Annotated in this window: 10 protein-coding genes and 1 pseudogene; 3 read left to right on the forward strand and 8 right to left on the reverse strand. The window is 57.5% G+C overall.

The window, feature by feature from the left end; all coding sequences use genetic code 11:
* Positions 1-10 precede the first annotated feature (10 nt).
* The 5 genes from RHM58_RS01280 to RHM58_RS01300 form a co-directional block, all read right to left on the reverse strand.
* Entirely contained in the window at positions 11-556 is a 546-nt protein-coding gene (locus tag RHM58_RS01280; RefSeq protein ID WP_322269476.1) for a hypothetical protein, read from the reverse strand.
* A 48-nt stretch (positions 557-604) separates the two neighbouring features.
* Entirely contained in the window at positions 605-4,243 is a 3,639-nt protein-coding gene (locus RHM58_RS01285; RefSeq protein ID WP_322269478.1) for a hypothetical protein, read from the reverse strand.
* Positions 4,234-5,205 carry a neuraminidase-like domain-containing protein gene (locus RHM58_RS01290; protein ID WP_322269479.1) on the reverse strand — a complete coding sequence of 324 codons (972 nt, stop codon included), beginning with the start codon at positions 5,203-5,205 and terminating at the stop codon, positions 4,234-4,236. Before RHM58_RS01290 ends, RHM58_RS01285 begins: the two co-directional genes overlap by 10 nt.
* Positions 5,206-5,556: 351 nt before the next feature.
* On the reverse strand, positions 5,557-10,767 hold the full coding sequence (locus RHM58_RS01295; RefSeq protein WP_322269480.1) for a Tc toxin subunit A: 5,211 nt from the start codon (positions 10,765-10,767) through the stop codon (positions 5,557-5,559).
* A 93-nt stretch (positions 10,768-10,860) separates the two neighbouring features.
* On the reverse strand, positions 10,861-11,184 hold the full coding sequence (locus RHM58_RS01300; RefSeq protein WP_201256011.1) for a hypothetical protein: 324 nt from the start codon (positions 11,182-11,184) through the stop codon (positions 10,861-10,863).
* A 453-nt stretch (positions 11,185-11,637) separates the two neighbouring features.
* On the opposite strand from RHM58_RS01300, the gene RHM58_RS33890 reads away from it, so the two are divergent.
* On the forward strand, positions 11,638-11,787 hold the full coding sequence (locus tag RHM58_RS33890) for a hypothetical protein (RefSeq protein WP_416195294.1): 150 nt from the start codon (positions 11,638-11,640) through the stop codon (positions 11,785-11,787).
* On the forward strand, positions 11,784-12,002 hold the full coding sequence (locus RHM58_RS33895; RefSeq protein WP_416195295.1) for a DUF6124 family protein: 219 nt from the start codon (positions 11,784-11,786) through the stop codon (positions 12,000-12,002). The genes RHM58_RS33890 and RHM58_RS33895 overlap by 4 nt, the downstream gene beginning before the upstream one ends.
* A gap of 156 nt (positions 12,003-12,158) precedes the next feature.
* Here the strand turns inward: RHM58_RS33895 and RHM58_RS01310 are convergent, their stop codons facing one another.
* Together RHM58_RS01310 and RHM58_RS01315 are read right to left on the reverse strand one after the other, a co-directional pair.
* Positions 12,159-12,518: a PilZ domain-containing protein gene (locus RHM58_RS01310; protein ID WP_201206220.1), complete on the reverse strand. Its 360-nt coding sequence runs from the start codon at positions 12,516-12,518 to the stop codon at positions 12,159-12,161.
* A 245-nt stretch (positions 12,519-12,763) separates the two neighbouring features.
* Complete coding sequence (locus RHM58_RS01315) at positions 12,764-13,147, reverse strand: tetratricopeptide repeat protein (RefSeq protein ID WP_201206222.1); 384 nt, start codon at positions 13,145-13,147, stop codon at positions 12,764-12,766.
* Between the two features lie 157 nt (positions 13,148-13,304).
* Here RHM58_RS01315 and pyk point away from each other — a divergent pair, with 157 nt between their 5' ends.
* Positions 13,305-14,756, forward strand: a complete 1,452-nt coding sequence (gene pyk / locus RHM58_RS01320; protein WP_201206224.1) for a pyruvate kinase — start codon at positions 13,305-13,307, stop codon at positions 14,754-14,756.
* Between the two features lie 211 nt (positions 14,757-14,967).
* On the opposite strand, the pseudogene RHM58_RS01325 reads toward pyk, so the two are convergent.
* Positions 14,968-15,716 (reverse strand): annotated as a pseudogene (locus tag RHM58_RS01325) (enoyl-CoA hydratase-related protein).
* Between the last annotated feature and the right edge of the window lie 9 nt (positions 15,717-15,725).

A 15,725-nucleotide genomic window follows, 5' to 3' on the forward strand; every position in this document is an offset into this window, starting at 1 on the left:
TGCGCTTATCTCACGCAGGCACCGGATATGACCTGTCATCAACTTGCAAACTCGCCAACTTCAGCGGCACAAGATGCAGCTGCACGTCGATGTCAGTGATGCGCAATGCTCTCGATTCGGATTGTTCGGAAGGTCCTAGCAGTTCCACCGAAATAGTTCTGTCGTCCGCCACCGCTTTCGCGATGGGATAGTCGTAAAACTCGTTCCAGTCAGCCAGTGTATCCTCGGAAACTTTCCTGCCACTCAAGTCGATCTCATCGACTGTTCCGCTGCTGGTCTTCAGGATCACCTTGGAGCCGGCACCCGAAAGATAGTTTTCATAAACAAAGTTGATTTTGTAGGTCGCGCCTTCGAACTGGCGTGCCGTCAGGTTTACTGTTTCAAACGTCTGGCCGACGGTGGCCTTGATCACCAGCGCCAGGTACTGACCATAGCCAGGATCACCATAAGTCGCGACAAACCCGTCATTATTCAAGCGTGGCCAATTCTTGCTCCAGTTGTCAGAAAAGCGGCCATCCGTGATCAGATTACGGCCGCGAATTTCGTCTTCGTTCATGATCGGTGCACCTCTTGTTGATCCATCGCCAATGGGCTGTTCTACCCGTCAATCACCCAATTTATCCAGAACCGCATCGGTGTAAGCCGTACCGCCCGCCTTCGCCAGAAAGCGCAATGTCACGATGATGTCCGTCAGGCTGTCGAGCAGGTCTGCTTGCTCGGGTGAACCGGGCCGGGGAATCTGCAGTTGCCAGCTCGATACGGCACCCGTGCCTTCGAAGGGCAGGTAGCGCTCATCACCAAACATCAACTGGTGCAGGCCGGCATCATTGACGCCGGTGCTGATCCCGACCTGCTGGTGACTGCGCAAGTTGAGCAGAATATCCAGCGGCGGCATGCGGTCCCGCTCCCCATACAGGTAATCAAGCGAGTCGACATTGGCCTTGAGCACGGTGAGGCTACCGGTTTGCATCAGCGTTGCGCGCACATCCTGATAAGGGCCAAGCACCACCGGCAGGGACAACTCGACGCTGGTGATTTGCCGGCAGTAATGGCCTGGGTAATCACTGTCGAACATTGGCTGGGGGAACTCGAAGTCCAGTTTGCCTTTGCGTAATTCGACCAACACCTGTTCCCAGGTTTTCGTGCCCACGAACCGGCCTTTCTCGAACAACTGACGCAAGGAAATCGTCTTGATCAGTTCCAGGCGCCGTTCATTACGGTTCAGGAAGTCGCGTTCCAGGCGCAGCAAATCGAGTTGCATGGACTCGCCCGCACTCAGGCCGTGGCGATTATCCATCCACACATTGGGGCGAATGACTCGCGTATCGAAGTCACCCATCTCGTACTGCCAACTGGCCTCGGCACTCAGGCACATGCCTACCACGGCGTCATAGCACTGGAAGTACAGGGTGGCCATCTGGCTCAGCAACCAGCGGTACAGTTCGACGTTTGTGGCCCGGGTTTTGTAGAACGAATAGATGTCCTGGGCCTGCTCGTTGGCTTTTTGCGTCTGTGCCAAGCTGGCCCTGGTGGCCTTGAGGGTGTGGTCCTGGGCTTTAAGTTGCTCTTCGATGACCGCCAACTCACTTTTGGCCTGGGCTTCGGCAAAGTTCCACTCCTCGCCTCGACGCGCATAAAAGGCTGTTCGCTGCCACATTTCTCCCGCCGCAAAAAGGCCCGCGCCAGCTATCGACAAGGCTGTCCCCACTTCTGCCACCGGCGCTCCACGATCCCCTCCCTCGGTACCGATGAGTCCAGCAGGGAACGGACCTACCATCCCCGTAAATGTTTGCTCCTTGACGGATCCGGTAATAACACTCCCTGCGGTGCGAGGAATAATTGCAGCAGCCCCCAACAACTTGCCGGTCAGTGCCGCCACATCCCCGGCGATTTCCACGCCCAGCAACGAGTGCCCGTTGAGGTCCTCGTAGTGTTTAACCCGCTCTTCAATGGTTTTTTTACTGAGTTTGAGCGCCTCTCCCGAAGCCTCCAGTTGCTTGATCGTCTCTTCCTGAATGGTTTTGGCATGGGCGCCGAGCGCAATGACATGACTTTGCTGCAATTCCTCCAGTTGCCCGCGATCTCGCAACTCCATCAATTGACGCACTTCCCGGCCAAAGCCGATCAGCGTCTGCACAGCGTTTTGCGCGCTGGCCAGCATCGGGCGGAAGCGATAGTGCGGAATATTCAGCCACCCACCGGCGTTGCGTGAGGAGCCCGAAGAACCGCCGGCCTGAGCACGCAGCAAATCGAGTGGATTGGTCGGCGGCGCATACAACGCCAGCATCATCGGTTTACCGTCGATGGTCAGGTTATGCCGCATGTTCCACAGGCATTCACCGATGTATTTCCAGATGCCCAGCAACTGATCGTTGACCGGTGGGCGGAATTCATCCAGTAACAGAATCTCGAAGTCCGGGGTGCCTTCCACCCGCGCCGGCAGATTGGCGACATCCACCTCCAGCGATTGGCTGAAACGGGTCAACGACGAAGCGACGGCTTCATTGGACGCATCGATAATTTGATCCGCCGATTTTGGTACCCAATGGTTCATCGCCTTCGCGCTAGGGGCATTGCCCATCAGCGACAGAGCCCGCACATACTGCAGTTTCGCCGCTGCCAGGCTGTCGCGGGTCAAGCGGCGATAGAGCGAATCCGCATGGGCAATAATGCAACGCACATAACTGACAAAAATAGTTTTGCGGTAATGAGTCCGGTCGGCAAAGGCGATCGCATCCGGATCCACCAGCCCCTTGGCCTCCCAGCCGGAGAGCCCCTTCTCCAGCAGTGGACGGCATAGCCAGTAACGATTACTCGGGGGCACCGATGAGCCAGGCGATACGCGCAGGTTCGGGTTGAAAATGTACTGATACCAGCGTTGCGACTCTTGATAGTTTCGTTCTTCACAGAGCCGATGAGCAATCAGGAACGGCAAATGAAAGAACAGCTCCCAGTAAAAGGCGCCGTGAGCACTGTTGAAGTCGATGGCTGTTTTCGTCGCCCCTACAGGAGGCGGTTCAAGGGTGTCCTGGGTCGCACGGGACAGCACCTCATCAATGGAGATGGCGGCTTTGGCCACCAGTTCCGGGCCGAACAGCGAGTTAAGGCGTATCCACGGGACGCCGGCAATAGCCAGCGGCCGGATATCGAGAAACTGTGCGCCGGAGGCCTGCTTGCTGAGCAGCGGCACATTGCTGGCATTGGGGATTTGCTTGATCTGGATGTCATAACGGTCGCGACCATAACGACCGTCGGCGTCCTCTCCCCACACGACACTTAGTTTTTTACCGACTGGATTTCCCGTCCAACGGTATTCGATCCACGGGGTTTGAAACCACCCTTTCAACTCGCCGGTCTCTTTCCATTGGCCGGGAAGGAGGGTCGTTCCGTCGATCACTTTCAGGGCCAGTGCCACGGTCTCCGCTTTCTTCATGACGGAGAGTTGATTATTACCACTACTTAACGGCAGATATTGAGCGCCCAACTGAATAGAAAACCCCGCGCCTCCCCGGATCTCACTCTCACGGTACAGCCACAGCACTTCCAACTGTTGAGGCGAAAGCATCACATCTTTTTTAACCGTGACCCATTCCACGGCCGTAGTGAAATCCTGTGCTTTAACAGTGGCGATCGGAACAGGTTTCCCATCGGCGCCATCGAAACATAACGAAAAGTCAAAACCCACCTTAGATTGGTGGAAACAGGTCAGTTTTATACCTTTAGCACCCACCTTGGAAATCTCAAAATAAGTGGTCAGCAAATTGACTTCTTCTTTAACGACGAAAACGATCTCCTTCAAGTCATACTCAGGTCGCGTCAGGTCACACACCCCTTGCACCTGTAAAACATTGACGGTTTCAAGTGCACCCTCAAGCGAACTTTGTCGGCTACTGAAGTTGATATTCAATGAAAGAAACTTGTTCAGCAGGCCATCTCGCGTCTGGTCAATCGCTGCCACTGCCGCCGGTGCTACACGATCTTGACTGAGCACCGCCGACTCACTGAGCAATAGCTTGTGCTGCAAACCATTGCCGTTGCCAAAGCGCCCGTTGGCCAACACTTTAAGGCTGGCGATATTCGGCGGCACAACCTCGAACAGTGCATTCCTCGAAGCAAATATCCAACCGTGTTCCTGGTCATCCGCGGTGGCCACTGCCTGAGCGGGCGGCAAGTCCGTGGTGGTAAAACACACGGCCAATAGATCATCGACATCTTTCTTCAGCCCGGCATACGTCACGACCACCAGCCGCGCGGTGTCTTCAGAGGCCTTGGCAAATTCTTTTTGCCCAGGCTCAAAGGCGCCGACCAGATCCCGTTCACCGCCAGGTAGGAAAGTTTGGCCTCAATCGACCAGGTGCCTTCAGTGACGATGTCATTACCTTCATCGTCCTTTACCTTCGTGTCCGGGGCTTGTTCGCCCTCGACCTGAACCACCATCAATCGGCCGGCAAAAAATACCGGCCTCATCGCCAGCACGGTCGCGGAGGCGGGAATACCAATGGGCTTCCACTCGGTCCAGGCCGCCGGATCCAGGAATGTACTAGCGGAATTCAACTCGACATGAGCCTTGCGCCAGAAGTAGCCGAAAGGTTGCACCCGTTGCCGGCCGATGAAGTAGTAATCGGCGTCTTTGAAATTTTTGCCCTTGCCAGTCTCCGTACCGTCGATGCTATCGATATACGCCGACACCAGATCCAGGTTGCACACTTCTTCGAATTGCTTGAGGTGCTCAAACAGTGCCATCTGCACCGATTCATCGCTGAGGCTGGCCTGGCCCAGGTTGTTTTCCAGTTCCTTGAACGAATCGGATTTATTCAAGCGCAATGTCGGGTTGATCCAGTTTTCCGGATAATCGAGCAGCATCTGGTAACCGGCGAAGTCACTGATATTGCTGAATCGCTGATGCCAGGCGATTAGTTCATCTTTGGAAAAGTCTTTGGTATGCCCGGGCTCCAGGCCGCCATAGATGGCGCCGATATACAGTTGCATACAGGCAATGGCTTCGGCCAGCCGGGAACTTTCCATTTCCTGGCCCATTTGGGTATCGAGCAACAAGTACTTATACAAATCATCCAATGACGTCAATTTAAGCTTTTTATTGTCCGGCTGACCTTCATCCAGCTTCGGTGCAACTTGCCCTAGATAGTAATCCGCCAGGGCCATGCAGCGGCGTTCTTCCAGCGTACCAATAATGGTCTTATCCATTGCGACTCTCCTGTTATGCGGCAGGGCGCCCGGCACTATTCAGCGGGACATAAACTCAATCAGTCACGCGCCGAACAATACGTTGCCTGACAACCAAACTAGCAGCACAGACAAATTAAAGTTGAGGGCTCAGCCAGCCCATCTCCGATCAGCTTTTATCAACAACGTTTATCGTGAGATCCGGACTAAGCCAAAGTTTGTATATTCCATCAACATACGTCCCGACGCTTATAGAAACATTCGAACTTACAGGTAGGATCGAATTAAACTGAATCCGCCAGCGACCATCACTATTCACCATTCCTTGAGCGTAAATGGTGCCTGCGGAGCGGGGCTGCACCATTCGGACCTCTACATTTGCATTAGGCAGCGCCAACCCTCGGCCCAAGACTCAGTCTGGACAGTGCTACCTGGGGCGGGACTAAGGACTATTGGCGCGCTCACCAAAGCAATGTTTACCGTAACGCTGATATCTGCTGCCCAAGTCTGCGTCGAATCTTCGCGCTGTTGTTTAACCGACAAAACATGCGCCCCAGCCGTCATAGGTTCGGCAACCCGCAAATACCATTTCCCGTCATCGCCTACATAGGTACGCCCCAACTGCGCGCCCTCCCTCCCCGCGAATACCGAAACCTGCCCCCGCGGGCTGCCCGTCCCCATAAGCAATGGCTGGATCTCTACCGTTGCATTACTGGCGGGAGTCGTCACAACCATAGGCGTTGCATCGGCACTGACAATCACATTCACATCCGCCGCCCACGCCTCAGTCGTGTCCACATGCCGTTGCTTGACCGACAACACATGCGGCCCTGCCGACAGAGGTTTAGACGGCCGCAAAGCCCACTTTCCATCATCACCGACACTGGTACTGCCCAGCACAGGCGCGTCTTTTGCGCGACCTTCGAACACATAGATTTGTGCCGATGGACTGCCGGTCCCACTCAGCAATGGCCAAAGTTCCACGATCGCGTTGTTGGCGGGAACCAGCACCACCGGCGGTGGCGCATCCAGGCGACCAGACAACACCAGCCGCTGATCCAGTCGATTACAGAAGAAGGTCAGGTCGAAGGCGCCGTTACGCAGGTCCTTGCAATCGATGTCCCAACTGAGTTTGCTCTTGTCGCCGATCACCACATAGGCACCGGTTGCCGGGGTGAAGATCATGCCCAGACCTTTGGCCGAGTAGTCACCGTTCCAGACCAGCATCGCGCGGGCATCGGTAAGATTGACCCCTGGCGGCAGGTCGATGTCGAGGGTGTAATCGTGCCCACGGATAAACGCCAGTGGAGCGCTGGTTTGGGTCTGGTTGGTCGTGGTGTCGGTCAATGTGTAGGCCCAATTGATCGCCGGTACGACCCTGAGGGTAAACGTGCGCTTGTCCTCCGGTGTACTGCGTCGATCGGCCGTCACCAGATAATCCCCCGCAGTCTCGACTTCGAAGGGGAAGGTGGAACGCCCCAAGGCATCGGTCGGGTAGTTGACCGCTTCGACCACCGTCCGGTCCGCTTGCCCTGCGGTTTGAGCCGTCACCGTCCACCAGATCGGGCAATTGGCAACCAGCCTGGCCTGGTTATGCGCGGCTTCCCGAGTCTCGACCCACAACAGGCTAGGCGTGCCGGAGTCCGCCACCGGATAGGCGTAATCCACGGACTCCCCGTGAATCCGTACCTCGCTGGCCACATAAACATTTATCCGCCGTTCCCCTCCCTGGACCCTGGCAATATAAATCTGCGGTCCTGCTGTCGGACTGGACACCGTGAACGTAGCGATCCCGTCCACGCCAGTGGTTACTGATCCAATCTCTGTGTCCGGGGCGGCATCAGAGTACAGCTTCACCACGGCGTCCTTTGAAGGCAGCTTGCCAAGACCCACCACCTCACAACGAATGATCAGCGGTTGCCCGACGACGGCCATCGACGTCACTTCCATCAGCCTGACCGAGGGCCTGTCGACAAACGTGATACCGGTAATAATCCTTGGATCCTTGTCGCTGTAGCTCGCCACCACGCTCGCATTCGCCACCGGTTCCGTACTTTTGATTCGCGTGCGGGCGAAACCGTCTTCATCGGTCAATACCACCAGCGGGTCGACTATCAAGCCCTTGCGACCGGCAAACGTGACGGCACGCCCGCGCCCTGGGTTCCCGTGGACGTCACGCAGACGTATGAACAGTGAGAAATAGCCCTCGCCGCCCGCCAGGTACTCGCCCTCTGGTAGCGAAACGTCGCTAATGCTGAAACCCAGCGAGGCTTCGTCACAATCGATCAGGATTTTTGGTGCGTAAACCACCTGGCCCAGACCGTAGGTGCCCTTCACTTGAACCACCCCCATCCACGGGCCCTTTACCGGTTTGAAACGGACCACGGCACGCCCCTCGTAGTCGCTGAAGGAGGTTTGCTCCAGCAGGCCGACGCGATCACAGGTCCAGCTCACGGTGATGTTCGGCAACACTTGATCGGTCAAATCACGCAGGGTCAATTCGACCTGCGCGAATTGACCGTTCACATTGGCGATCAGGGTATCGTTGATGCATCTGACGGTATGCGTCACGCTCTGCCCCAGCTCACCGAACACCTTATCGTGGCCGTCCACCGAGGACTCGCTCAAGCTTTGCAGCACCTGCTCCGCGGCACTGCGACACAGGCCCTTGTCCGTGTCGTGGGTCAGTAATCCCAGCTGAATGATGGCCTTGGCATCCATCCCGCTACGGACCGCCAGACCGCGAATCCGGATGAGGGTGTCAAGCGTCGGCAAATCCATGACGATCGGCTTGGAGGACGACAGATAGAGCGTACATTCGAGCACTTCCCTCACGCCCCATTGCACCACCTCGGCCAGTTCGCTCGCCGCTGAATCGCGGATCAGCCGCAGATCTTCCGGCGTCAGGTATTCGGGCAAGGCGTTGACCAGTTCCAGGTAGTGCAGCAGTTTTTCCGCAGGCTGCCCGGTGTGCGTGACCATGCGCTGGAACAATGTCAGGTAATACATCGTGCCGAGGCTCAATTCGTCGGCATACTTGAGGCCCAGCCACTGCCAGTTCTGCCGGGTCGTCAGCGCCACCAGCATGGCGGAACTGAGTGCCAGTTTTTTAACCACATCCGCGCGCCGCTCCAGCAGGGCCAGCAACGTCAATACATCATCGCCCAGCTTGATCTGGTCGGAGCCCGACGTCACCGCATTCAGGGCCCGGATGGTTTCCCTGAGCAACAGATAGTTTCCGCCCTTATCGACCCATTTGAGTAACGGCAAAACCAAGTCCGCATCCATGTTCAGATACACCGACAAACTTTCCTGAACCACCGCATTCTGTGCGTCACGGGCTTGCAGCAGCAGCGCCAGGATCGCCGTACAGGCAGACTCGACGTCCCTGTCCGGCACGCCTGCCAGCGTCACCGCCGCCTCGATCTCCCCGCGAGCTATCCCCTCATAGTTATCCAGTTCGACCAGGCTCAACACCAGCCCATCGCGATCGACCAACTCTTCGAGCAGGTGCAGCCACCCGTCATAGTCCGGGTTGCTGTTGGCCGGCACACCGGCGGCGTGCAGCGCCTCCTCCGATAAACGTACCGGCAGCAGCCGCTTATGAACCTCCTGTACCAGGGCGACATTCGATTCGGTCGCCATGGGTGGTGCAATCACGGGCGCCAGATGTTGCACCAGCCAAGGCACCGTCAACAGGTTGTCCCGGCACCACTCAATGCAGGCCGGCGCCGCGTGCAAGACACTCAAGATGTCGCCGGTGTGATTGACGCCGCTCACAAATACGCGTGACTCGCTCAACACCGCTTGCAATAACTCGCCCGCACCGCGGTCACTCAAGGCTTCAAGCATGGCTGCCAGTTCGATGACATTGACCTTGAGAAACGAGGCCAACAGCGCGATGCGATAAAAAGAAGAAAGCACCGCCAGACTGCAGGGCAGTTGATTGACCTGGTTATGGCTTTTGGCAACAAATCGTGCCAGGTACCGCCAGGCTTCGCCGTTGAAACCCAGGCTCTCGCAAATCTTGTTGACGACCAGCTTGTCGACGTCGGTTTGCGGATCGATGGCGAACATGTGACCGTCTACACGCAATGGCGTATCGAAACCGCTATGCACATTGAAAATCCGGTCGAACTGCGAAGGTTGCTCGCCTCGTCCGTAGGGAGATACTTCATCGATCAAAGCAGCGAACTGCTCGGCTGTGCATTTGTACTGTTGGCGAAACTCCTGGAACAGACCGATGGCGCGCAGGGTGTTGTGAGTGATCCGCAGCGGCGTCGCTGGCGCAGGGTTTTCCTCGGTCGGGGCGCGGCGCTCGGCGGTGATGGCGGCGACGATCAGTCGATCACATTCGTCGGGCTGCAACTCCAGCCAACGTCCCAGCCGCAGCAGCCGGTTCATCCGTTCAAAACGGTTGTCGCTGGCATTCTCAAATTTTCGGGTTGTGTTTTTGATCGGCGCTGACAAATCCATCGCGGCAGCAGCGCCTTCGTTGATGAACACCGAACCGAATACCTTCGGTGACACCGTTGTCGTTCCAGACACGTTAGCCGAGCGTTTGGGGGCGAAATCTTCAATCGACAACAGCGACAGCAGTGCCTGGGTATCAATCGAGGTCTGGGCACAGAAGTGCACCGAGTCCTCCAGGTTCAAACGTGCAGAGCCATAGTTGTTCAGGTAAAAGAGTCTGCTCTGCTCCGCTGGCGGATTGGCGGGCATGAAATTTTCGGTCAACAGGCGCTGCCCTTGTGGCCCGATGTTGCACGATTGCCGCAAGGCGATATCGGACAGATTCCCGTGATTGGAGGACTGCTTGAAGTAGGGTGCGGTTGGATCGATGGTGCGCACCACTTCCCCCAGCGACAGCTTGTTCTCCTTCAGGACTTGCCCCCACTGCTCGGCATACCATTCAAACGGCATGGAGCGGAACGGAAAACGGGTGTCCAGCAACACATCATCAACCACATGGTCCTGGAAGGCCGCCGCTTCGATGAACGTTTTGATGATGTTTTCCAGCACCTCGCTGACCAGGCCCACCGTCGATTTGATTTGATACATGCTCACCGGATCAATGACCAGATTGGCGATATCCGGACGTCGGTCCTGGAGGGGCAGTAACGACGAATTACCTTCTGCACGCGTTTCCAGCGCCCGGGCCAGCATCACCAACTTCACAAAATACGAGGCCGGCGAGATCGTCGAGCCGACACCGTCGGCAGGGCTGAGGTTTTCCCAATCGGGTTCGAACAGGTCGTCGAAGCTGGGCGTGTCCACCCACGACGTAATGCCGGTCTGGTGCAATGGATTGGCGGACACCTGGCGCACCAGGCGCTGCTCGCGAAACTGCCGCGCCACATGCACCGCAAGGCTGGTCGCTTTGTCCATCAGCGTTTGCGCATCCAGGCTGTGCAAGCCAAACGTATCTACCACGCCTTTTCGACCCAGTTTCAACAGGTCGAACACCGAACCACCCTGTTCGATAAACGCCTGGACCTCCTCGGAGGTCGATTGAACATCGGCACTGGGCGCCAGCCTGAAGAGTTGTTCAAGTGCTGGATTGGTGAAGTCCTGACTCATCATGTTTCTCCTTCAGCCTGGCGTTAAAAAAACGACAGTCGATAAAAACGAATGCTTCAACAGTGATAGCGAGCCTGATGTATCGAAAGCAGCGGATTATTCGGGCGGAGTTCGGACGTAGAACTTCTGGATATGCGTCATCTGGTCCCAATCATCGCGCCACTTGACGTCCCAGTTGACGTCGTACGGGCCAGGCGCCAGCGGGATCTGGAAGGCAAACTCCCGGGTAGTGAATGAAAAATCTTTAAAGGCGACTTCTCCGTACGGCCCGAAGAAGTAGACGCGCAGATCTTTACGCTCGCCAACACCGGGGTGGTAGAAGCCAGTGACCTGCAACGGGGATGGGTAGTGTTTGCCGGCTAACGGCGTGTACCAGTAGCCGTATTCCGGTTCAATCGGTGCGGTTTGTTGCTCGGCCATGATGCGAACTCCAGAGACTGTGGTTCTCGAAAAGAGTCGTTAATTTTTAACGCTTGCGTAGGCATTTTCCTACCTGTCAGATCTGACAGATCGGACGAATGGTCCTACGGATTTTTCCCACGTTTTTTGAGGCCTACGAAGCCTTGCGCCATTGCCTACAGCTGCGCCAGAATCGGCCGGCTTGTGCACTTTTGGCCTGCCCCGTAACTTGATCCGTGTCGCTGATTGGCAGCGACCGGGTTTAGTCGCTCGGGAGGCTTATGAAAATTGCACTTGTTCCGCCAGACGGTCGGGATGTCCCTATCCCCCTTCCTGAACGTTATGGTGGCTGTGCGCAGGGCGCCCTCGGGCGCGCCGGTTTTCATGAACCTCCCGGTCGACTAACCTGTGCACAGCCGCCACCCCTTCGTTTAGTCGCGAGTCGGTGGCAGCTCCATCCAGAGGTTTATGACTATGTTCAAAGCAACACCCAATCCGCCGAAAACGGACCCGTTTTCGGCCACCCTCGATGCCAAGAAACTCCGTGAGGCCGCCGACCGCGCCCTCGACCACTACCTAAAACCCAACGCCCACCACCTGCGCGCCCCCAGGATCGAGCCATGAAAATGTTCGCCGTCGCCCCCGATGCCAACGTCCAGGCCATTGCCATCCAGACGTACGAAACCTTTTCTTCGGTCAGCATCCTGCTGCTCGACCTGGCCGAAAGCCTGGACGACAAGCCACGGCACCTGGCCATGGCGATTTATCAGTTGAGTGAGTTGGGGTTGTTGCTGGTGGAGAAGACGCTGGAGAGCGAGGCGGCGGTGACTTCGACTTAATGTTTACCCGTTCAGGATGCATTGCCTGAACTGACGCCTTCGCGAGCAAGCCCGCTCCCACAGTTGATCAATGCCGTACACAGGGTTTGTGTGCACTGAAGATCCAATGTGGGAGCGGGCTTGCTCGCGAAGGCGATTTCAATTGCACCACCTCTATCAAGCCGAAGCAGGCAACGGCTGAAAACTGAAGTACTGGCGCAACGCGCTCACCAATTGCCCATATTCCGGCGGTGCCCGTTGCAGGCTGAACCCGGCGTCATAGTGGTGGGGCGTCGCGTCTTCGTGGCACCACAGGCAATACGCGCGCACGTCGATGACCTGCATGCAGCCATCGCTGGCCGGGATTTTCAGACGCAAGTCAAAGTCCGCACCAATCATCATCGGCAACTGGCTGATGAGCATCAAACCGTCTTCAGACACATTGCCTAGAAAGCCGATGGGCCTGTCGGTGACGCTGTTGAACACTTTCAGAAAATACGGCAGTTGATGCCGCTCGATACGGCGGTCGGTAAACATGCTGAATTCGCTACGCAAGGCCCTTAAGCAGGGCCGCACTAATGCTTCGGAACGCGGCTCTGCTTCATTTATATAAGCAATAGAGGCGCGCTCTCCCCGCTTCCGGTGTGGCAAACCTTAAACCGCTGCCACGTCTACCTCTGCCAGTCGCAGGTGTTACCTCAGTTTAGTTGCAAGGCTCTAAACCGGTTATTCGACTATAGCCCACCCTCTACAGTCGGCCAGCCTTTGTATGAGATCTATCATCAGAAGCCGGTCGGCTGCACCACCGCCGCGCTGCGGGTTGGGTAATGGCCCAGCGACTGCAGGGTTTCCAGGCGCGCACGGGCACGGTAGGCGTATTCGCTTTGCGGGTACGAGGCAATGATGAACTCGTAGGTTTGCGCGGCATCGATAAACAGCTTTTGCCGTTCCAGGCATTGGCCGCGCATCATCGACACTTCCGGCTGCACGTAGCGCCGGGCGCGGCTGTCGCGGTCAACCTTGGACAGCTCGAGCATCACCTGCTCGCAATTGCCCCGGTCATAGGCGCTGTAGGCGTTATTCAAATGATGGTTCATCGACCAACGGGTGCAGCCCGTGACGCTGAGGGCACTGATGGCAAGGGCGGCAATGAGCACGAATCGCATGGGGGTTCTCCTGTCTTGAGCTCTGTATCGACCCGTTGGCGGAAATCTTCAGGAATGTTCGTTTAAAGAAAGAAACGAATAAGTAGTGCACATGAACAATGACTACAGCCAGAGACCATAGTAGCCTCACTCAGCGCTTGAACTCAGGAGTCTATGCATGTCCGTCCGTCGCACCAAAATCGTCGCTACCCTTGGCCCGGCCAGTAACTCGCCGGAAGTTCTCGAACAGCTGATTCTGGCTGGCCTGGACGTCGCCCGCCTGAACTTCTCCCACGGCACCCCCGACGAGCACAAGGCTCGCGCGAAGCTGGTGCGTGACCTCGCTGCCAAGCACGGCCGCTTCGTCGCCCTGCTGGGTGACCTGCAAGGCCCGAAAATCCGTATCGCCAAATTCGCCGGCAAGAAGATCGAGCTGAAGATCGGTGACCAGTTCACCTTCTCCACCAGCCATCCGCTGACCGAAGGCAACCAGCAAGTAGTCGGCATCGACTACCCGGACCTGGTCAAGGATTGCGGCGTAGGCGACGAGCTGCTGCTCGACGACGGCCGCGTGGTGATGCGCGTCGATACCGCCACCGCCACGGAGCTGCATTGCACCGTGCTGATCGGCGGCCCGCTGTCGGACCACAAAGGCATCAACCGTCGCGGCGGTGGCCTGACCGCTCCAGCCCTGACTGAAAAAGACAAGGCCGACATCAAGCTCGCCGCCGAGATGGAAGTCGACTACCTCGCCGTGTCCTTCCCGCGTGACGCCGCCGACATGGAATACGCCCGTCAACTGCGCGACGAGGCCGGCGGTACTGCCTGGCTCGTGGCGAAGATCGAACGCGCCGAAGCCGTAGCCGACGACGACACCCTCGACGCGCTGATCAAGGCGTCCGACGCGGTGATGGTTGCCCGTGGTGACCTGGGCGTGGAAATCGGCGACGCCGAGCTGGTGGGCATTCAGAAGAAAATCATTCTGCACGCACGCCGCCACAACAAGGCTGTGATCGTTGCGACCCAGATGATGGAGTCGATGATCCAGAACCCGATGCCGACCCGCGCCGAAGTGTCCGACGTGGCCAACGCCGTGCTCGACTACACCGACGCCGTGATGCTCTCGGCCGAAAGTGCCGCCGGTCTGTACCCGCTGGAAGCCGTGCAGGCAATGGCGCGCATCTGCGTCGGCGCTGAAAAGCACCCGACCAGCAAGACCTCCAGCCACCGCATCGGCAAGGTCTTCGAGAGCTGCGACCAGTCCATCGCCTTGGCCGCCATGTACACCGCCAACCACTTCCCGGGCGTGAAGGCGATCATCGCTCTGACCGAAAGTGGCTACACGCCGTTGATCATGTCGCGCATCCGTTCCTCGGTGCCGATCTACGCGTTCTCCCCGCACCGCGAAACCCAGGCCCGCGCGGCCATGTTCCGTGGCGTCTACACCGTACCGTTCGACCCGGCATCGCTGCCACCTGAGCAAGTCAGCCAGGCCGCGATCGACGAGTTGCTCAAGCGCGGCGTCGTGGCGAAAGGCGACTGGGTCATCCTGACCAAGGGCGACAGCTACCACACCATCGGCGGCACCAACGGGATGAAAATCCTGCACGTTGGCGACCCGATGGTCTGAGTGATCGGTTGTTAGAAAAACAAAAGCCCTGCCATGTGAATGGCGGGGCTTTTTGGTTTCTGATCCAGGAAGCGTGGTGACTGACCTGACGCCTTCGCGGGCAAGCCTCGCTCCTACAGAGGTTCATCGGTGTTCACAAATTTTGTGTCAACCACAAAACCTGTAGGAGCGAGGCTTGCCCGCGAAGAGACCCGCCCGATCACCACAAGACTCAATGCCGATTGATAAACCCCAACAACGCCGCCATCGCTTCCGGCGAACGCAGCCGCTGGGTAAACAACAACCCCTCTTCCTCGATCACTTTGCGGATCAATTCCCGGTCCGGCGCTTTCATCAATTGTTTGCTGATGCGCACGGCCTCGGTTGGCAACGATTCAAACCTCAACGCCATCTCCCGCGCCTTGGCCAATGCCGCTTCGCCATTGCCCAACGCTTCGGTGGCAATCCCCCACGCGGCGGCTTGTTCACCGCTGAAACCTTCGCCGAGCAACAACAGCTCAGCCGCTTTGGCATGCCCGAGCAAACGCGGCAGGATCAGGCTGGAACCAAACTCCGGGCACAACCCGAGGTTTACAAACGGCATGCGCAACCGAGCATCCCGACTGACGTACACCAAATCGCAATGCAGCAGCAGGGTCGTGCCGATGCCCACCGCCGCACCGGCCACGGCACGATCACCGGTTTGCGGCAGTCGAGCAGGCTGAGCATGAAGTGGAACACCGGGCTGTCGAGGTTGCTCGGTGGTTGCTGGATGAAGTCGGCGATGTCGTTGCCGGCGGTGAAGCACTCACTGCTGCCGGTGATCATCACGGCGTTGATTTCGGGGTCAGTGTCGGCCTGTTTCAGCGCTTCGGCCAAGCGGCTGTACATGGCGCGGGTCAGGGCGTTTTTCTTGTCGGGGCGGTTGAGGCGCAAAGTCAGCAGACCGCGCTCGCGTTCAATCTGGATGGCATCGGGCATGGCGAGTCT

The sequence above is a fragment of the Pseudomonas sp. 10S4 genome, assembly GCF_034344865.1.
Classification (GTDB): domain Bacteria; phylum Pseudomonadota; class Gammaproteobacteria; order Pseudomonadales; family Pseudomonadaceae; genus Aquipseudomonas.